At 50.8% G+C, this 19,202-nt stretch carries 14 protein-coding genes; 7 read left to right on the top strand and 7 right to left on the bottom strand.

Annotation, left to right across the window (positions count from 1 at the left end):
* Nucleotides 1-15: 15 nt before the first annotated feature.
* Nucleotides 16-357, bottom strand: coding sequence for a Mo-dependent nitrogenase C-terminal domain-containing protein (locus H6F72_RS22205; RefSeq protein ID WP_190440946.1), 342 nt, complete (start codon nt 355-357; stop codon nt 16-18).
* Nucleotides 358-688: 331 nt separating this feature from the next.
* Here H6F72_RS22205 and H6F72_RS22200 point away from each other — a divergent pair, with 331 nt between their 5' ends.
* Nucleotides 689-1,264: a hypothetical protein gene (locus H6F72_RS22200; protein ID WP_190440943.1), complete on the top strand. Its 576-nt coding sequence runs from the start codon at nt 689-691 to the stop codon at nt 1,262-1,264.
* Between the two features lie 161 nt (nt 1,265-1,425).
* Here H6F72_RS22200 and mfd read toward each other — a convergent pair whose 3' ends face one another.
* Nucleotides 1,426-4,983 (bottom strand): transcription-repair coupling factor, encoded by a 3,558-nt coding sequence (gene mfd / locus H6F72_RS22195; RefSeq protein WP_190440940.1) that lies wholly within the window; start codon nt 4,981-4,983, stop codon nt 1,426-1,428.
* A gap of 216 nt (nt 4,984-5,199) precedes the next feature.
* On the opposite strand from mfd, the gene H6F72_RS22190 reads away from it, so the two are divergent.
* Together H6F72_RS22190 and H6F72_RS22185 are read left to right on the top strand one after the other, a co-directional pair.
* Entirely contained in the window at nt 5,200-6,330 is a 1,131-nt protein-coding gene (locus H6F72_RS22190; protein ID WP_242017069.1) for a glycine zipper domain-containing protein, read from the top strand.
* Nucleotides 6,331-6,685: 355 nt separating this feature from the next.
* Nucleotides 6,686-8,038, top strand: a complete 1,353-nt coding sequence (locus H6F72_RS22185) for a hemolysin family protein (RefSeq protein WP_190440936.1) — start codon at nt 6,686-6,688, stop codon at nt 8,036-8,038.
* A 6-nt stretch (nt 8,039-8,044) separates the two neighbouring features.
* On the opposite strand, the gene H6F72_RS22180 is transcribed toward H6F72_RS22185, so the two are convergent.
* Complete coding sequence (locus H6F72_RS22180) at nt 8,045-8,818, bottom strand: HAD family hydrolase (protein WP_190440934.1); 774 nt, start codon at nt 8,816-8,818, stop codon at nt 8,045-8,047.
* Between the two features lie 46 nt (nt 8,819-8,864).
* Here H6F72_RS22180 and H6F72_RS22175 point away from each other — a divergent pair, with 46 nt between their 5' ends.
* Complete coding sequence (locus tag H6F72_RS22175) at nt 8,865-10,532, top strand: D-Ala-D-Ala carboxypeptidase family metallohydrolase (protein ID WP_190440931.1); 1,668 nt, start codon at nt 8,865-8,867, stop codon at nt 10,530-10,532.
* 98 nt (nt 10,533-10,630) lie between these two features.
* Entirely contained in the window at nt 10,631-11,449 is an 819-nt protein-coding gene (locus tag H6F72_RS22170; RefSeq protein WP_190440929.1) for a hypothetical protein, read from the top strand.
* Between the two features lie 286 nt (nt 11,450-11,735).
* Here H6F72_RS22170 and H6F72_RS22165 read toward each other — a convergent pair whose 3' ends face one another.
* Nucleotides 11,736-12,281, bottom strand: a complete 546-nt coding sequence (locus H6F72_RS22165) for a hypothetical protein (RefSeq protein ID WP_199299230.1) — start codon at nt 12,279-12,281, stop codon at nt 11,736-11,738.
* 26 nt (nt 12,282-12,307) lie between these two features.
* On the bottom strand, nt 12,308-13,042 hold the full coding sequence (locus tag H6F72_RS22160; RefSeq protein ID WP_190440925.1) for a phycocyanobilin:ferredoxin oxidoreductase: 735 nt from the start codon (nt 13,040-13,042) through the stop codon (nt 12,308-12,310).
* 112 nt (nt 13,043-13,154) lie between these two features.
* Between H6F72_RS22160 and H6F72_RS22155 the strand changes: the two genes are divergently transcribed.
* Together H6F72_RS22155 and tatA are read left to right on the top strand one after the other, a co-directional pair.
* Complete coding sequence (locus H6F72_RS22155; protein ID WP_190440921.1) at nt 13,155-14,330, top strand: serine/threonine-protein kinase; 1,176 nt, start codon at nt 13,155-13,157, stop codon at nt 14,328-14,330.
* Between the two features lie 91 nt (nt 14,331-14,421).
* On the top strand, nt 14,422-14,598 hold the full coding sequence (gene tatA, locus H6F72_RS22150) for a twin-arginine translocase TatA/TatE family subunit (RefSeq protein ID WP_190440918.1): 177 nt from the start codon (nt 14,422-14,424) through the stop codon (nt 14,596-14,598).
* A gap of 106 nt (nt 14,599-14,704) precedes the next feature.
* Here the strand turns inward: tatA and cphA are convergent, their stop codons facing one another.
* Together cphA and H6F72_RS22140 are read right to left on the bottom strand one after the other, a co-directional pair.
* Nucleotides 14,705-17,461, bottom strand: coding sequence for a cyanophycin synthetase (cphA, locus tag H6F72_RS22145; protein WP_190440916.1), 2,757 nt, complete (start codon nt 17,459-17,461; stop codon nt 14,705-14,707).
* A 593-nt stretch (nt 17,462-18,054) separates the two neighbouring features.
* On the bottom strand, nt 18,055-18,924 hold the full coding sequence (locus H6F72_RS22140; protein WP_370527551.1) for a cyanophycinase: 870 nt from the start codon (nt 18,922-18,924) through the stop codon (nt 18,055-18,057).
* Between the last annotated feature and the right edge of the window lie 278 nt (nt 18,925-19,202).

Raw genomic sequence — 19,202 nt, 5'->3', positions numbered from 1 at the left:
ATTTAGCAATAGGGTCTAAGAATAGGCTTGAATGTCCTGACCACACTCGTCTACTAAGTAGCAGAGGGCACGAAATCGGAGGCCCACCAATTCCTCGTATAGAGGATTGAGTTTGCACAGTGGCGGAATGTGAGCCACCTTGCGGCCAAAGAGAGTAATGTCTCTTTCAAAAGGGCATTGAGCAGGAATTGTCTTAGCGAGAAAATGAGCTAACTCAGGAGTCTTGATTTCGATGCCATCCAGCCACTGCCGTAAAGGCTTGAGAGCATCAAACTGAGCCTTAAACGTAGATGGGCTTTTGGTGGGAGCCACTGCTGCATGGAACAGGTCGAAACTAACTTGATTTGTTGACGCCATAACATGCGTTCCAAGTAAGAGAGAGTTAGGAATGGCGGCGATGCTCTCAGCAATGCTTTGCGCGATCGCGGGTAACAGACGCTCTTAACATTCCCATACATAACGATACAAATGCTAGCGAATTGTTCCGTAAAGTGGCAAATATAAACGGGTGATTTTTGATAAATCTCTGATGAAATCTACAAATTTGTAGCAAAAACTACCAGATTTCTATACTCAGCAACCTCTTCAATTCAGATGTATATTTTTTAATAGGAAAAACTTTCGTTTTACTGCCCTGAAAAACTAGATGTTCAGTTGAAGTTTATGAACAGCAATTTGACTTTAAATTATGAACGTTCGGTTTTGTAGTCTTGCCTTAGCTGGATTAGTCCTTACAGGTCTACTGACAGATCCAGCTAGAGCAGGGCAACCCGTGCTCAACCAAACCCCTCAAACCATCGAGCACACCTTTGGCCCCTATCAGACTCGCCTCACCACCCCAGACGGCGTGACCTACACCTACTCTGCAACTCAACTGCGCCAACTGTTTCCCCAATTTCCCCAGACCGAGTGGTCAATCACCTTCGTCAACGACCGTGCTAAATACGTCAACCTGAACGTAGCCACCAACCCCAACGCTGACGACTTCACATACGACCAAGCAGAAGCCGCCAAATTTTTTCAATTCGTTTTCGGCTACCAACCCCCCACATGGCAGGAACTATCAACCCAATTCACAGGCAACACCACCATCTACGACTATGAGTACTGCCTAGGAGACGGCATCGCCACCAGCTTCACCCGAATGGGCTACAAACAGTTTTCTGACTTCATTCAGCTGTATTACGATTCCCGCTGTGAGAAGGAAGATGGAAGGATGAAGGAGGAGGGAGGAAAAGGGAAAAGCGGGAGGAGAGAGGGGTGAGCAGTTAGAGGGCAAAAGTTGGGAGATTCAGAGCCAAAATTAGCAAACCAAAAACTCGAAGCACCCACAAAAGAACTCGTTTGGAGGGAGTCTGAGGGACGCAACCGTCCTTCAGCGGGGGTTTGGGGGCAAGCGCCCCCAAGCTCTTGGTTTAGCCAAACCTAAACCAAAACAGCCTCTGGTAAAGCCCCCTGCATCCGCCCCAACCAATCAATCAAATTAGACAACTGCTGCTCTACACCCAACACTCCTAAACCCCGCACCGTCACCTTACCCGGCGTATAGACAAACCGAGATTGCAAGTGATCAGGCAGATTCGCCTTCAGCAAATTCCAGGCAGGCTCCTCCATCGGCGTTTCTAGCACCACATGTTGATTGCCCTCTGGCTTGATGCGAGAGAAACCTAGCTTCTTAGCCGTCTGCTTCAGCTCCACAATCCGAATCAGTTGGAGAGCCGCAGGCGGGATCGCACCATAGCGATCGCTCCATTCCGCCGCCGTTTGCGTCAACTCCGCCTTGGTACTAGCTGCAGCGATCGCGCGATAAGCACTCATCTTCTGATCGAGATCGGGAATGTAATCAGCCGGAATAAAGGCAGTCACGCTGAGATCGATTTGCGTATCGTCCACCTTGGGAATCTCTTGGCCACGAATCTCCCGAATCGATTCCTCCAGCATCTCCATATAGAGGTCGAACCCGATCGCATCCATTTGACCCGACTGTTCTGCCCCCAGCAAATTCCCCACACCCCGAATTTCCATATCCCGCATTGCCAGTTGATAGCCAGAACCAAGCTGAGTAAACTCCTGAATCGCCCGCAATCGCTGACGGGCAGTATCCGAGAGCTGGCTTTGCTTGGGATAGAGCAACCAAGCATGAGCTTGAATCCCCGCTCGACCGACGCGGCCCCGCAACTGATAAAGCTGCGACAAGCCAAAGCGCTGAGCATCCTCAATCAAGATGGTGTTAACCCGTGGGATATCCAAACCCGATTCAATAATCGTGGTGCAAAGGAGAATATCCGCGTCCCCATTGCTGAAGGTGAGCATGGTGGATTCCAGCTCGGCCTCTGGCATTTGGCCGTGGGCGATCGCGAGCCTTGCTCCTGGCACCATTTCGCGGATTTTAGCTGAAGTTTCCTCAATCCCCTCTACCCTGGGAACCACATAAAAAATTTGACCGCCGCGATCGAGTTCTTGACGAATCGCCGCTCGCACCGTTTCGGAGTCAAAAGGAGACAAGTGAGTTTTGATCGGACGACGAGAAGGCGGTGGTGTGGTAATCAGGCTCATTTCTCGCACTCCAGACAGCGCCATATAGAGCGTTCGGGGAATCGGGGTGGCGCTGAGGGTCAGCACATCCACTTGGGTTCTAAGGCTTTTGATCTTCTCCTTTTGGTTCACCCCAAACCGCTGTTCTTCATCCACTACCAACAAGCCCAAATCTCGGAAAGCAACGCCTTTACCCAAGAGTTGATGGGTGCCCACGACAATATCTAGCTCTCCGGTGGTTAAGCGTTGCTGAATTTGGCGGCGTTCCTCAGCGGTGCGGAAGCGATTCAGTAGACCCACTTGAATCGGGTAGGGGGCAAAGCGTTCCTTCAGCGTGTGGTAGTGCTGCTGCGTCAGGATCGTGGTGGGAGCTAGTAGCGCGACTTGCTTGCCCGCCGTGACTGCCTTGAAGATGGCTCTAATTGCTACTTCTGTTTTGCCGAAGCCAACATCTCCGCAAACCAAGCGATCCATCGGACGGGAATTTTCCATATCCCGTTTGACATCCTGGGTCGCTTTCAGTTGGTCAGGGGTGGGTTGGTAGGGGAAGGAGTCCTCCATTTCCTGCTGCCAAGGCATGTCTGTGGGGTAGGTGTAGCCTTGCTGTTGCGATCGCTGAGCATACAGTTGCAGCAGATCCACCGCCAACTTTTTGATTGACTTGCGGACCTTGCTCTTAGTTTTCTCCCAAGCCTTGCTGGACATCTTGTTCAGCTCTGGCACCGCATCCCCAGCCCCTCGGAACCGGGACAATGATCCGACTTGGTCTGCGGCCACCCGCAACAAACCATCGGCATACTGCAACACCAGGTATTCGCGAGTTTCGTGGTTGATCGTCAAGCTCTCTAGTTTGAGGAACTTGCCCACGCCATGACTCTTATGAACGACAAAGTCCCCCGGTTGCAGCTTATTCGGATCAACCTGCTTAGAGGCCGCCCGTCGCCGCTTCCGGACATAGCTGGGGGTGGTTAGGGTGTGCTGACCAAAAAATTCTCGGTCTGTGACCACTACCAAGCGGAAGGTCGGTAAAACAAACCCTTCAATCTCTGCGAGGCCCGAATACTTGACTGCTACAGGCACCCGCTGAATCTGAAGTTTCTCGATCGCAGGATAGTCGCGTGAGTTTGGGACAAACTGCGCCGGACAATCGTGCTCCTGCAACAGCGACACCGATCGCGAAGGCTGCGCCGACACCAACCACACCGAGAAACCGCGATCGCGCTCTCCTCGAATCGTCTCCGCCAACTTACCAAACTGGTGCGGAGTGGCATTCACCGGGCGACTGGCAAGATTGAGGGATGGAGCAGCACCTACAACTTCTTCGACCAGTTCTGATAGATAAAGGCGATCGAAACATTCGACTTCGGCGAGTGACTCTTGAAAGGAGCGATGGATCTTAGGCAGAAGAGAACTCTCCCCTTCATCCTTCATCCCTCCTCCTTCATCCTTTCCCTTACCTCCTTCATCCCTCCACTGCTCCTCCACATGCTCAAACCAGCGATCGCCGTGAGCCTGACACTGCTCCGGTTCATCTAAGGCAATCAAGGTATTTTCTGGCAAGTAGTCGAGCAAAGAAGCTGGCTGATCAAAGGCTAATCCCAGAAATCGACGCAGACCTGCTAAGGGTTGGTCTTGCTCAAATTTCTCTTGTTCGGCAGGGTTGAGATAGGTTTTTAGCGCTGTGGCCTTCTCGCCTGTAAAAGCGGCTCTGACAATGGGGCTAAAACTGGTGGGTGTGAGGACAAGATGATTGATCGAGTCGAGCGATCGCTGAGTTGCTGGATCAAACTCCCGCATTTTGTCCAGCTCATCACCAAACCATTCCAGACGAATCGGGAGTTCGGCGGCGACGGGAAACACATCAACAATGTCTCCCCGGCGGCTCCATTGGCCTTCTGTTTCTACGAGGGAAACGCGCTCGTAGCCTAAACGGGTCAGTTCACTGCTAAAAGCATCGAGATCAACTTCGGCTCCTCGTTGCAATCTCAGACAATAGGGGCGGAAGGCATCGATAGGGGGTAAGTGGGGCTGTAAAGCTCTCTCTGTGGCGACGATCGCGGTTCGGCTCGTCTCCCCACCTTGACCATTCCCATTGCTGGTAGCTCCTTGGCTACCTACCAAATCCGCTAAGACTTGCAACTGGCCCCAAGCCATCTCTGACTCCAAGTCAAAGGGTTCGTAGGGAGATCCCTCGGAGGTGGGATAGAAATGAACCGTTTGCCAGCCCATTGCTTCTAGTTGGGCAGTCCAGCGGCCTGCTTCTTCTAGGGTGGCAGTCACTACTAACAAGTTGCGGGGGCCAGCTTGAGCTAGAGCCGATGCTACCAAGCCCTTAGGGATGCGAGACACACCGTTGAGCTTTAGAAGTTGTTGCTGTTTCAGCTTGGCTAATAGCTCGTTAGTGAGGGGCGATCGCCCAAGGGCACGAATAATTGAGGAGAAAGCCATAGATTCTGGAACCGGAGCAGCGAACAGCCAAGAGTGTTTACCTATCTTTATATTGTAGAAGCCTGAGCAGAAGCCGTTGCTTTTCGAGGGCGGAATACCTCTATCAGGGGACATCCGAACTGCTGGATCTCCCCCTCCTGGAGAGGTCAGCTCCTTTTTTAATCGATAAGCTTAGAGGAAATAAGGAAAGTTTATAGAATCGCCAGGGAGTTTTTTATGACTAGTATCAACAACTCACCATTCATGAGTAATGACGACAATCTAGCGCCGATCGACGTGGAAATCGTAGAGACGACCGCTGAGATTCAGCCCCAAGAGTCTGCTTCTGACAAAGGTCAAGCGACTAATCACATCGTCGCCGAAGCTATTGGCGCGGCTAGTGGTGGTATTGCTGGAGCCACAATTGGTAAAATGGTCGGTGGACGCCTAGGTGCAGCCGTCGGTGCTGTAGGTGGTGCGATCGCAGGTGCAGCAATTGGTAACCAGGCCGCAGAAGGCATTGACCAAAAGCTCGATAGTGCAGTCCACACCATGAAGGACGCCGTTGATGGTGTAACTCACCAAGTAGAAGGTGTAGTTGAAACCGTCAAAGAAAAAGTCAACGAGACTGACCTAAAGGGTGCTGTTAATTCTGCCAAACAGAAAATTGAGGAAGCTGATGTTCATGGCATCACGGACTCTGTGAAGCAGAAAATCAGCGAAGCGAATGTTCGCGGTGTCACTGACTCTGTTCAGCACAAAATTGAGGAAGCTGACGTTCAGGGTGTGAGTGCTTCCGTCAAACAGAAAATTGATGAAGCCAACGTGCGTGGCGTGACTGACTCCGTACAGCACAAGATCGAAGAAGCTGATGTGCGTGGTGTCAGCAACTCTGTCAAGAGCAAAATTGATGAAGCCAACGTGCGTGGCGTGACTGACTCTGTGCAGCACAAAATCGAAGAAGCTGACGTGCGTGGCGTCAGCAACTCTGTCAAGAGCAAGGTCGATGAAGCGAATGTTCGCGGGATCAGCGACTCTGTCAAGAGCAAAGTTGATGACGTGAACGTGCGTGGCATGGCTGACTCGGTGAAGGATTCTGTTAAAGGCACCGCAGACAAGGCTAAAGATGCGATCGCAGATAAAGCTAAGCCCGTCTTAGGTAGCCAACCCTCGACTAGCCCAACTTCATCCACCTCGGTTAACCGAGATCTCTACAGAGATCCTCTACTAGGTGTAGATCCCCTGCTTGATGTGAACACCACACCTGTGATCACGCCTCCGCCCGCAACAAATCCAAAGTTGATCACCGATCGCTCCATTGATTCCTTGACTACTGACGAAGAAACCAAGAAGCGTTACCAGTCCTAAGCGACCTATCTCTGGAATGTAAAGTCTAATCTGATTCCCTGAGATACTTAGCTAACGTGCCACAACGCTAGAAACAACTGCCTCCGCTCCCCATCAGAAGGGAGTCGGAGGCTTTAATTATGGACGGTACTTGTAGAAGGCTAAGCCAAAGCAGCTAAGCTAACCGCGATCTGCTTGTATGGTTGAGAGGTGAGGCGATCGCAACAATATTTGCTTCAATCGTGTTGGCTGATACTTGTTAAGCTTGGGCAAAAACTGCACCTTAGAGTCTTGGAATGTTTAGAACCTTTGATTCTGAATATTAAGATACTTAAGACATTAGGCGCGATTCGCCACAATCACAGGCAACTCAGGAATGTCCTCTTTTCTTTTTGATTTCCTCATCCTTATCTTGCTGACCTTTGCCAACGGAGTCTTCGTGCTCTCGGAGATGGCGATTGTTTCGGTGCGCAAAGTGCGACTCCAGCAGATGGCCAATGAGGGGAATGCCAAAGCTCGCACAGCCCTCGACCTAGCAAGTGCTCCAAACCAATTCTTAGCAACCGTCCAGATTGGGATCACGCTGATTGTCATTCTGTCTGGTGCTGTGGGAGAATCCACGCTGGCTAAAAGAATTGGGCCGCTCTTCGCCTTGATCCCCGCCCTAGCTCCATACCGAGAGGCGATCGCTTCGGGTATTGCAATTGTCATTGTCACCTACCTCACCCTAATTATTGGGGAGCTAGTGCCCAAGCAATTGGCGCTCAACAACCCAGAACGAGTGGCTTCCTCCGTGGCTGGCCCCATGCGGATGTTGGCCATGTTCGCCGCGCCAGTGGTCCATCTCCTGAGCGCCTCGACAGATATGGTGATGCGATTGCTCAGCATTCGACCCTCCGATGAGCCAATGGTGACTGAAGAGGAAATCAAAGTCTTACTGCAACAAGGAACTGAAGCGGGCACCTTTGAGGAAGTTGAGCAAGACATGGTGGAGCGGGTGTTTCGCTTGGGCGATCGCCGCGCCAATGGCTTGATGACACCCCGCCCCGATATTGTCTGGCTTGACCTAGAAGACTCCTTAGAAGAAAACCGTCAGAAAATCACGGAAGGAGTGCATTCCCGGTTTCCGGTGTGTCAGGGTGGTATCGATAGCGTCTTAGGGGTCTTGCATGTCAATGACTTGCTAGTACGGAGTCTAGTTGGAGAACCAATCGATTTAGCCACTAACTTGCGCCAGCCGCTGTTTATTCCAGAGAGTACTCGCGCCCTTTCAGTTCTAGAGTTGTTCAAGAAATCCAGTACTCATATTGCGTTTGTCGTGGATGAGTATGGAGTGATTCAAGGACTCGTGACCCTCAATGATATTCTAGAAGCGATCGTCGGTGACATTCCTTCAGTCGAGGACTTAGAAGAACCCTACGCCGTCCAGCGTGAGGATGGTTCTTGGCTACTAGACGGAATGCTATCAGTGGATGAGTTCAAAGACATTCTAGAAATTAATAAAATCCCTGGAGAGGAAAAAGGTAATTATCATACGCTAGGTGGCTTTGTAGTCATGCATCTAGGCCACATCCCCACTGCCGCAGATCACTTTGACTGGCAAGGGCTACGCTTTGAGGTGATGGATATGGATGGAAACCGCGTCGATAAAGTCTTGGTAATGCCTGTTGCCTCAGAGGAGGGTACTAGCTCTAGTGATGAGCCTTCTCAACCTAGAAGCTCTAATTAGAAATTTTTAATGCTGACATAGCCAATCAGCGAGCTGACAAAATCCTCTACCTTCTGGTTCTGGTGTGATGTAAGTCGGTTGCTGCACGAGTTGATCCGCATAGTGTTTAACATTAGCGACCCCCACGGATAGGGGAAATTGGTCGGCATCAAACAAGCTTTCATCATTGGGACTATCGCCCACTGTGACAACCTGCTGAGCCGTATGCTCAGGAAAGTACTGACCTAGAACTTGGCGTAACCCGGTCGATTTGTCCTGCTCAATTGGCTTGATGTGACCTTGGACATTGCTGTAGGTGAAGCCCCAGCCTTGATCTTGGCAGTAGGCATTAATGGCTTGAATGTCCGGTAAGCTCAGTCCCTCGATATCAAATGTCCAATCTGTGACGCGAAAACGATTGTCGGCAGATTCTTGTAGTTGCGGAAAATCGGCTTGTAGGCGCTGAAAAGTTTGGGCCAGCTTTTGGCGATGCAAGGCTAAATCAGGAATCGTCACCAACGCGATTGGAGTCTCAGTTTGGCTAGCGTAAAACATACCGCCGTTTTCCGCGATCGCTCCCCAAATGGGCAAATAGTTGACCAAGCCACCCACCCAACCTGCCGATCGCCCAGTGACAATCAAAACTTGGATTTCCGCCGCAGCTAACTGCTCCAAAGCTTGTAGTAAGGTGGGCGTAAATTTGCCATTCTGCGTCAGTGTGCCGTCCATGTCGGTGGCCACTAGGCAAACATTCTTAAGGGAATTAGCGACTAAAGCCTGAGACAGTAGCGTTAAAGGCATTTTGGTTAGTAACTGTAATGATTAGGTCAATTAAGTGCTGTAGCTTATGGCAAAACTGACACCAGACCAGCGCAACTACCTTTACTTATTAGAGGCAGAACGAGCCGGAATTCATAAACCCATCCTGGCAGCACTTTATCAGGTTCAAGGTAAGCCAACGCTGGAAGATGGCGAAACTGGACTAGGGATTGCACCTGCCAACCGGATTCCCCTCGGGCAAGTCAATACTTTTGCGGCTCAAGTGCAATATGCCGCTAACACGATTCGCAGCATCACCGATAGCCTAGTCGCCCAAGGCTGGAAAGCCACTGACCTATGGAGTAACGAAGCAGGACGCTACGGTAACAGATTTATTCAAGCGGTAGCAGCAGGTTATACACCGCCAGCCAATAACGAAGCCTCCGCCCGCCTAGAATCCTCAAACCCTCAAGCTCTGCTGCAAGCTTACCTGGACGATTTAGCCATTGACTTCAAAGCCGAAGGATTGCCACAAAACCTGGCTTACCTAGACAGTGCACTACTGACTTTAGTCGATCGCCTACCTAGTTATTACAGAAGCTTGCCTTACCAAAGAGATGCTTTTCTAGAAGCCCTACGGATTTGGCGCAAACTCGATTCCCGTGAGGCTGCGATCGCCTCTCTCAACCTGAAAACGCCCGTTAATGCTGACCCTGAATCTGTAGACGAGTCTTACCTAGACAAAGCGCTGATTCAGTTTATGCAAAGCATTTCTCGCAACTATTCAGGCTACCCTCATCAGCGCGAAGCTTTAGTTCGCCTGACTCAACTGTGGCGACAACTCGATTCTCGGGAAGCTGCGATCGCCTCTCTAGAAAAAGACACCTCCCCAGAGCCAGGATTAAAAATCATTGATCCCGCTCTAGTTGCCTTTGCCCAGCGTTTGCCTCAGTACTACCAGGGTAAAGGAGAGCAACGAAATGCTCTAACAGAAGCTTTTCGGCTGTGGCGGGGTCTTGATTCGCGCACCACGGCTCTGGCTGCATTAGGCATTAACCCAAACACATTGTCTGCTAGCACTACCAATAAAACTGCTCTCACCGACGCAGCGACTCAGCTCGATCGCGAACTGCTCGAATTTATTGAGCGGATTCCGGGTGAGTACCAAGAAACTGAAGAGCAACGAGAAGCATTAATTCGTTTGGTGCAGCTTTGGCGCGGGTTGACTACTCGTGACCAAACCATTCGATCGCTGTTTGAAGACGTGAGGCGGATGCAGCAAGCGCGTCGAGATGCCCCAGAAGCCCCCCCCAAACCGAAACCGTTGATCTTGCCCAAGCGTCCTGCCCGCTGGACTCCTGGCAATATTCAGCTTTATGCCTCCATCATTCCCAATGGGACTTTTAGCTGGGCTGAGGCCACTCACGGCGGCACTCGCATGCCCCCTGACCAAACCACAGTCGATGCGATTGTCCGTATTGCTCGTCTAGCGCAACAAGCCCGGGAGCGGATTGGTCGTCCTTTCCAGGTCACTAGTTGGTACCGCCCCCCAGAAATCAATGCTAGAGTCGGTGGTGTGTCTAACAGCCGCCATATTGTTGGGGACGCGATCGACTTTTATTGCGACGGGCTTACAGGCGATCAGCTCTACTGGTTCCTAGATTCCTGGTGGCCAGGGGGGCTAGGCCGATACGCTAGCTTCCCCTATCTCAGCCACATTGATGCTCGCAGCTACCGAGCCCGTTGGCTCCGCTAGTATTTTTAGATACCTGTATTTTCGCTGCGGCTTGTGATGCAACAGCCCCGCTTCGGGGCACTCTGAAAATAGAAGTCACCGTTGGGCCTGGATTTACTATGTCAACCCCTCTTTTTCTCATAGAACCTTGGTTGGCTCAAGCTCCTGTCAAGACTGCGAAACCTGTCAAAACCGTTAAAACCAAAGTGGCTGTGCCTCCCCCTCAGCCTGTGCAGCCTGATGATAGTGCTATGCAGCCGTGGATGATGACCACTGGCGGGTTGTTTCTCCTATTGGTTGGGTTAGGAGTTTATTCTCACTTGCAAGCGAGTAAGTTGCAAAAGCAGGTGCGATTTGCCGACTTGAAGAATAAGGAGATGCAGAAGAAGCTGAAGATGGCTCTGGAAACCATCGGCAAGATGGAAAAGAACCCCGACCTAATTCACTCCAGAGAATTTAACTTAGACTACCTGCGCATGCGGATGGCGGAAGAGGTCTTCCACTTTGCCATCGTCAATCAAATTAAAATTAAAGTTAAAGAAAAAATCTCCCTAGCTCTGCGACCCAGCCAAGCCCAGCAGGGTTCTGTAGGAATTGCCAGTGCAGGTCGGGCTGTAGATGAAGTATTTGATGTGGAATACGAACCGGGCGACCTACCAAAGGGCACGAAGCGGGTGTTGTTCCGGATTCAAATCAAGCTGACGAAACTGCCGACTCAGCCCACCTCGGTCACAATTAGCCAAATTATTGACTGCTTAGAAACCTACCTCAGCCCTGCCCATGAGGAGAACGACACCTGGCAACCTACCATTCAGGGTCGCATTGCTCAAATTCATTGGGATCAGAAAGCGAAGCCTACGCCAATGCTGGTGCTAGAGCAAACGACTGACGGCACGAACGTTACCTTCCGAACTAACCGCACTTTAGCGCATCGCTAAAAGTCATAGAAAGTTATAGCAGTGGCGATCGCGCTCTAGAAGCCCCACCACCTTGACCATCGATCAAGCTTCATCAGCTAACCCAGCCAATATTTTTTAATTGCTGCATATAGGTGGGTTTTATATTTGCTATACCAGTCTCTATAAATCCTTAAAGTCACCTATCAAAGATGACTTTAAGGATTTCAAAATATATTGATTCGTCAGCTACAAGTTAACTAGACGCTTTTCATCCTGCAAAGCATGACGCGCCTTGCAACAACGTAAGAGATTGATAGCAAAGTCATCAATCATCTTCATCTGGGCCTTTCCAAGCTTCAATCACTTCATCAATTGATTGGCCGAGAATCCGCGCCAAAGGTCCCAGTTGTCGTTGTTCTATGTCTTTGCCGACCCAAATATTCTTCAGTTCTCCGTAGGAGAGCCGATAAGAGTCACAAAAGCGAGCGAACTCATCATCGTTCAAATCAAGTTCAGCTTGGCGATGCTTGAGGAGGGTCGCAATGAGTGCTGTTCCTTGCTTAGGTGGCTCGGTTTTATTTAAGTACTTCTGCACCAAGCCGTCAATCTGGCTGTTGTGTCCCCCGGAGCGGCTAACCAAGTCATAGCATGCCAAATACAACGCTTGGCGCAACTTGCGGTCTTGGTTCATAGCTGCGGCAATTTGAGCCGCATAATCAGGCTTGCAAAGCCCAACTACAGCTCCCTCATGGGTGATAGGTACATAGGCGTCCCTGGCATCAAATTGCCAGGCGGTAGGCTGATTGCCCTGTAGCACGATGGCATCTCCTTTTAGCGATCGCAACCCACGCTTATTGCTGTGTTTCGCCAAGCGCTCTCGGAGGTTGCCAGAGTTGCTTAGGCGCAGTCAAACAAGACAGTGGTCATGTAATAGTCTGCCCAATCTACGCCAAAAGCTTTTTCAAGGACGCGGCGGGTTTTGTCGTTTTGTTGCTGTTTGGTGCAGTAGTAACGTTGAGCCTGGAGAATTTCGGTTTCTTGCTCTGAAGTCACCGCAATAGCCGCGATCGCCTGTTGGCAGTGAACTGTTAAAAAACCTTCGACTCGGCTGAGAAATTGTTGTTCTTCTTCAGCGCTGCCAGGGCGAATAAACAGACAAAAATCCGAGAAAATATCTCCCCAGTCTGGCAAAGCCCGAGCTTGGGAAAACTCAGGATTGGGTAGGGCTGACAAGGCGGTGCGATATGCCTCCGAGAGAGTTCGGTCGGCGTTGAGGGGGGATAAATCTGCGATCGCGGCACTAATCTGTCCTCGACCCCCTACCAGGTCGGTGCCGAACATGGGCAGAGCGTAATTGGTGCGAGGAAACATGACGCAATGCAAAATATCAAGATTGCTCCCAACTCGTGCCAATTCTAAGTGCAACTTCCGGAATTGAGGAGTTTGGTAGCAGCGATTTTCAATCACCAGTTTTTCCCCTTCTAGTCGCCCTTCGACATACCCCAACTCAGCCGGGAAAGGATAAGGAGATAAATCCAAATGGCGGTGCCAAACAGACTCGATCGCGTCTGCGAGTTGACGGATTAAAGGATGTTGTTGTTCGCGGAGAGAGGGGGTTGAGGTCGCTGACATGGTAAAAACTGGAAGTTGTTAAAGAATGCTGTTGTAGGTTCAGAATATCAGCTTGCTTTGGGCACGAATTCAAAGCTATAAGAATTTCTAAGGGCAATAACGGCGGAAGAAAATGCCAAATCCAGTTTTAGGCGATCGCTACGAGATCCAAAAGCAACTGGGCAAGAACTCAGGACGGCGAACTCTCCTCGCTCGTGACTTGCAAACTCAGGGGTTTGTGGTGATCAAGTTGCTGTCCTTTGACAATGAAACTGAATGGGACGATTTGAAGTTATTTGAGCGCGAAGCCGACACGCTCAAGAACCTGTCCCATCCGGCGATTCCGCAATACCTTAATTCCTTTGAGCTGAACCTCCGCAATGGTAAAGGCTTTGCTTTAATCCAAACCTATGTGCATGGGAAATCTTTGGAAACCTTGCTCCAAGGCGGCAAAACCTTGACTGAAGCACAAGCAAAGCAAGTTGCCAAAGCACTGCTAGAAATTTTGGTTTACCTCCACGGTCAGCAACCCCCCGTAATCCACCGAGACATCAAGCCGAAAAATATTTTGCTCACCGATACCTCTGGCGATCGCCCGATTCAAGTCTATTTAGTAGATTTTGGCTCAGTCAGGGCTGCAACGCCGGAGGAGAATACCAACTTTACAGTGGTCGGCACCTATGGCTATATGCCGCCAGAACAGTTCAGTGGCAGGGCGATCGCGGCATCTGATCTTTACAGTTTGGGGGCAACCTTAATCACTTTGGTCACAGGCACTCACCCTTCTAGCTTGCCTCGGCGTGGTTCCCGAATTGATTTTGGTCAAGTGGCTGATTTGAGCCCGGCCTTTGCCGATTGGCTTAGTTGGATGACTGAATCTAGCTTAGAGCGGCGGCTCACCTCGGCTCAGGGTGCTTTACAAGCCCTCGAACAAGACCAAACCCGAAATGCAGCAGCGGCAGTGGTAGCTAAACCCACTGATAGCAAAGTAGCGCTGAGCAAAGATGCTAATGCTTTGGAAATCATTATGCCAGCCTTATTAGGCCAAACTCGCTTGCGGATCGATGCCCAAGAAATCTCACTAGCTCAAAAGCGGTTGGGGCTTTCCAAAGGGCGGCCTCAAGTGGGGCGCAGGCAAGAAATTCGCAGCGTGACCTATACAAAATCTGGTGATGCACCCAGGCTGGCGATCGCGGTCGGCTCTCAGCAATATGAACTAGGCGGGCCGCAATCTCTCACAGCGGCAGAATTGGATTGGTTAGCTTATGAACTCAGTACTTGGCTCAAGATTCCGCTTACCAAATCCTAATCCATCTAAATCGGCGAGTTCTGCAAAACCGGACGTTCCTCCCGTCTATAGTTAATGAGTGAAGCATGGTTGACAGGAGAGGGAGAGGGCTATGTTTGGTCTAGGATGGCCGGAAGTAGCGATTATTGCGATCGCGGCAATTGTGATTTTTGGTCCCAAGAAAATTCCTGAGCTAGGGAGTGCCCTAGGCAAAACGCTACGGGGGTTTAAGGAAGAAGTCCAGAAACCTGATGCTGAGAATGATGTTACAGATTTAGACCAGGAATAACTAGCCCCAGCCAGACCCTAATTCTTAGAGCAAAAACAAACACATCTAGACAGCTCACAGACAACTGTCTAGATGTGTTTAACCTCTCTCCGGGGAAACTGAAACTCTAAAAAGTGTAGGCAGACTGAGACTCTGTTTGAGCTGTGCCTGAGTTGGACTGGCTTACCTCAACTGAAGCGACGTTTACAGTTTGACCATTGGTCAACGTACTGGCTCCATTCTGATCTGCCGTCTGCGTGGCTGTGGTATGGCCGACAGGATTTCGGGCCTCAATCAACTGAATAGCGCGAGTCACGCTCTCTGGCAGAATGACAACCAAGCTCCCTGGTGTAGCTCGATCGAGGGCAGAGTTGATGGCTTTGGTTTCATCCAGAATGATTTCGTGAGGGCATCTTTGGTTGGCTGCTTCCAGCCCTCGGCAAATCCACTCCGCCGCTTCGCCTCTGGCTCGCCCTCTAGTATCGTCATCTTCCTTGACGATCACGCGATTGAACATATCCGCTGCCAGTCTACCCAGAGTGACAAAATCCTCATTGCGGCGATCGCCTGGCCCCCCGACTACACCAATCCGCTCTCCCGTCCAATTCTTCACAAAGCCTCCTAGTGCTTCGTAACTGGCAGGATTGTGAGCATAGTCCACCAAGGCATGGTAGTGACCGAGGTCAAACAAATTCATTCGTCCTGGTGTTTGGTCAGCTGAAGCTTGGAAGCTCATTAAGGCAGCACGAATGTCTTCGATCCTGACCCCATGGGCAAACGCCGCTAAACTCGCAGCGAGAGCATTAGCAATCATGAAGGGCGCACGTCCCCCCATTGTCAGCGGCACATGGATGGCTTGCTCGATGCGGAGCGTCCAGTCACCCTTAAGAATCGATAGATAGCCATTTTCATAGATGGCGGCTAGACCTCCTTGCTGAGCATGAGCCCGGACAATTTCGTTGTCAGGATTCATGGCAAAGTAAGCTACTTGGGCTGTGGCATTACGAGCCATGCCTGCAACGAGAGGATCATCAGCATTCAGCACCGCGTAGCCGTTGGGCATGGCGGATTCTGCCACCACACTTTTCACCCGCGCCATATCGTCTAGCGTGTTGATGTCTCCTAGCCCCATGTGGTCAGCCGCAACATTGAGCACCACGCCAATATCGCAGGCATCGAAGCCTAGGCCAGAGCGCAAGATGCCGCCACGTGCGGACTCTAGAACTGCTACTTCCACAGTGGGATCTCGTAGAATCAGTTGGGCGCTTTGAGGCCCAGTGGTATCTCCCTTTTCCACCAAATAATCATCGATATAGATGCCATCAGTGGTGGTGTAGCCCACGACGCGCTGGGTTTGCTTAAAGATGTGAGCAATCAAACGGGTCGTGGTAGTTTTGCCGTTGGTGCCCGTAACCGCAATGATGGGAATGCGGCTAGGAGCCCCAGGCGAGAACAGCATATTAATCACCGACTCTGCCACATTCCGAGGAATGCCTTGGCTGGGCGCAACGTGCATCCGGAAGCCAGGAGCAGCGTTGACTTCAACAATTACACCGCCGGTTTCGCGCAGTGGTCGGGAAATATCAGAGGTGACAATGTCGATGCCAGCGATATCGAGGTTGATGATTTTGGCGACTCGTTGGGCCAGCCAAATGTTTTCTGGGTGGACATCATCGGTGCGATCGATCGCGATCCCTCCGGTACTGAGGTTGGCGGTGGCCCGCAGATAGCAAACTTCTCCCAGAGGCAGTACGGTTTGCAGGGTATAGCCTTGCTGATCTAGCAGCTTCCAACTCGTGCGATCGACCGTGATCTTGGTCAGAACATTGTCATGACCTTCGCCCCGTTGGGGGTCTTGATTAGTCCACTCAATCAATTGTTCGATGGTGGAGCGGCCATCACCCACCACATGGGCGGGGACGCGCTCAGCCACGGCCACGAGTTTACCGTTCACCACCAATACACGATGGTCGCGCCCTGTGTAGTACCGCTCCACAATCAGCGATCGCGACACTTCCTTGGCCGCATCGTAGGCTTCTTCGGCCATCTTCCAGGAGTCGATGTTGAGCGTAATGCCACGCCCATGATTGCCATTGAGCGGCTTGATGACAATTGGAAAGCCACCGACTTGCTCTACGGCTTCTTCCAGCTCGTCCATGTAGTTAATTACAATACCCCGTGGCACAGGTACACCGGATTCGTGGAGAATTTGCTTGGTACTTTCCTTATCGCAAGCCAGCTCTACGCCTAAAATGCCAGTGTGATTGCTTAAGGTTGCCTGAATCCGTTTTTGATGCGCCCCATACCCCAGTTGAATCATGGAGCGAGCCGGAATTGGCAACCAAGGAATGCCTCTCGCTTCTGCTTCGCGCACCAAAGACTCGGTGCTGGGACCCAACGAAGCATCAGCCCAGTAAGCTCGCAAGTCTTGCAAGTCTTGTTCTAGCTCAGCTTTAGGATAGCTCCCCGTTTCTACAATGCTTTGGCACAGGCGCACTGCTGCTCTAGCGGCATAACGACCTGCCTGCTCATCTAAGTACTCGATCACCACTTGGTAAGTGCCAGAGGTAGCCGTTTCCCGGGTGCGGCCAAAACCAACTTCCATACCCGATAGCACTTGTAGCTCCAGAGCCACATGCTCCACGATATGCCCCATCATGGTGCCTTCGCGGACTCGGCTCAGGAATCCCCCCCGGCATCCTGGCGAGCAAAAGTGATCGTCTAAGCTGGGCAACGCTGTCACCAACCCCTCATAAAACCCAGGAATTTGGTGGGAAGGCTTTTCTGCCAAGTCCTCCAAATTTAAACGCATCACGACCAGCTTATGACGACGAATGCTCCAGTAGTTAGGGCCGCGTAGTGTCTGGATCTTGAGTATTTTCATAACGCTATCCGAGGGTATTCGGGGGTGGGGAGGACGCAGATGCAATAACGAGTTGAGGTGACTTTAAGGAAGCAACTATCCAGTTTCTCGCTTCAATAAGCCTCAAATTGTTTACCAAGAACAGTTTGGTGCTCGATAAACTACAATCTCTGCCAGTATGAATTACAACAAATCAGAACAAATCAAAGTTCAGCAGATTTAGAGTCAAACTTAAAAAACAGCGTAGCAGCGATCGCCTGAACTACTTGGCTCTTTTTGAGGTAGAGGATCGAGGAACTGCCGCTGTATTACCAGGGTGGCTGGTATTTACCCAATAAAATCAGCATACCAATACAAAAAACAATCGACATAGCAAAACCAGTCAAAGCTTAGCTCTTGACCTGATAGCTGTTCTTTGCAGTTTCAAGCTTTAAGAACCTGCAAAACTGTTCATATTGAGCAGTTTTAGTTAAAAAAGTTTGAGAGTTGCTGGCTAGCATGAAGTCAATACTAAGGTAAGTAATGGGGAGCCGAGACTACCTTCGGGTATGACAAATTCAGGCTGAATGCTTTTCAAAATCAGCATTAAGCCAGAGGTTCGCAGGAATCTGATTTTATGGTTCGCGAGACATGATCCGACGTTGGTAGAGTTGGTAGCGATCGCCATAGCTGAGAATATGCACCCGCAAGTTATGAATACTCAGTGGCTCTGTCGCATCTGCATCAGGTTGGTTCGTATAGTTGAGATCAACAGGGTCAATGACGGTAACAGAGCCTTTGCCCAGGACGTGTAGCAAGCCATCGCCCTCAAATAGGGCACAAGTATCCTCGTCGATGCCGATGCCCAGCTTATCCGGGTAAGCCGCGATCGCACTCATCAGTCGGGCCATGCGATTGCGATTGTGAAAATGCTGATCCACGATAATTTCTGGGATGATGGCTAACCCGGTAGCCATGTCTACCAGCGAGCGATTGGGATGCTCACCACTACCACCGCCGGCAATCATGTGATGCCCCATGACCGCTGCCCCAGCACTCGTGCCTGCCAGCGTGATCTCACCTTTTACGGCCCGTCGCCGCACTTCTGCCATCAATTCTGTGTCTGCCAACAGCGCACAGAGCCGTAACTGATCGCCCCCAGTCATGAAAACGCCTGTACAGCTTTCTAGAAAAGCACGCCAGAGAGAGTCCTCACACTGCTCTCGTTCGCGGATATCTAGGACTTCAATCGCCTTAGCACCCATGTCTTCAAAAATGGTGCGGTACCGTTCGCCAATCGTGGCGGGTTCTCGCGAGGCGCAGGGAATGATGGCAATCCGAGCATCTGTGCCGCCCGACCGATGAAAAAAGGAAGTCAAGATTTCCTTGCCGTGGACTTTATCTTCCGCTCCCCCAATAATCATCACAGCGGTTTTCGTGGACTGAGGCATCTGTTGTTTGAGGGTTTGAGATTCTAGCTGCGGCACGACGCTACTCCTGGACATAAAATGAACCAGACGCTCCAGTAACCGATTGATTGAAATAGGGATGCCGCTTCTGTTCATCCAGTGCCATGCAGTTTTAACCCTGGAGCTTAACTAATATAGGCATAATGTCAGATTATTTAAACATAATTTAAGAAATTCAGAAATCACTGCCTAATTTCTTCTGACGGCTCTTAAGGTGGCATGAGAGCTACCCACTAGCGATCGCCAAATGCCTCTCTCGATCAGAAGTATGCGCCAGTTTCAGGGTATAGTCAGCAGTCTCGGCAAGATTTGCA

It is taken from the genome of Trichocoleus sp. FACHB-46 (genome assembly GCF_014695385.1).
In the GTDB taxonomy this organism is placed as follows: Bacteria; Cyanobacteriota; Cyanobacteriia; order FACHB-46; family FACHB-46; genus Trichocoleus.
Note: the sequence above shows the minus strand (reverse complement) of the source record. Positions and strands in the feature narration are given on the sequence as shown.

Bases quoted from the DNA above. Each gene is read 5' to 3' on its own strand.
- H6F72_RS22205 (WP_190440946.1), bottom strand. From the start codon at position 357: ATGGCGTCAACAAATCAAGTTAGTTTCGACCTGTTCCATGCAGCAGTG.
- H6F72_RS22200 (WP_190440943.1), top strand. From the start codon at position 689: ATGAACGTTCGGTTTTGTAGTCTTGCCTTAGCTGGATTAGTCCTTACA.
- mfd (WP_190440940.1), bottom strand. From the start codon at position 4,983: ATGGCTTTCTCCTCAATTATTCGTGCCCTTGGGCGATCGCCCCTCACT.
- H6F72_RS22190 (WP_242017069.1), top strand. From the start codon at position 5,200: ATGACTAGTATCAACAACTCACCATTCATGAGTAATGACGACAATCTA.
- H6F72_RS22185 (WP_190440936.1), top strand. From the start codon at position 6,686: ATGTCCTCTTTTCTTTTTGATTTCCTCATCCTTATCTTGCTGACCTTT.
- H6F72_RS22180 (WP_190440934.1), bottom strand. From the start codon at position 8,818: ATGCCTTTAACGCTACTGTCTCAGGCTTTAGTCGCTAATTCCCTTAAG.
- H6F72_RS22175 (WP_190440931.1), top strand. From the start codon at position 8,865: ATGGCAAAACTGACACCAGACCAGCGCAACTACCTTTACTTATTAGAG.
- H6F72_RS22170 (WP_190440929.1), top strand. From the start codon at position 10,631: ATGTCAACCCCTCTTTTTCTCATAGAACCTTGGTTGGCTCAAGCTCCT.
- H6F72_RS22160 (WP_190440925.1), bottom strand. From the start codon at position 13,042: ATGTCAGCGACCTCAACCCCCTCTCTCCGCGAACAACAACATCCTTTA.
- H6F72_RS22155 (WP_190440921.1), top strand. From the start codon at position 13,155: ATGCCAAATCCAGTTTTAGGCGATCGCTACGAGATCCAAAAGCAACTG.
- tatA (WP_190440918.1), top strand. From the start codon at position 14,422: ATGTTTGGTCTAGGATGGCCGGAAGTAGCGATTATTGCGATCGCGGCA.
- cphA (WP_190440916.1), bottom strand. From the start codon at position 17,461: ATGAAAATACTCAAGATCCAGACACTACGCGGCCCTAACTACTGGAGC.
- H6F72_RS22140 (WP_370527551.1), bottom strand. From the start codon at position 18,924: ATGTCCAGGAGTAGCGTCGTGCCGCAGCTAGAATCTCAAACCCTCAAA.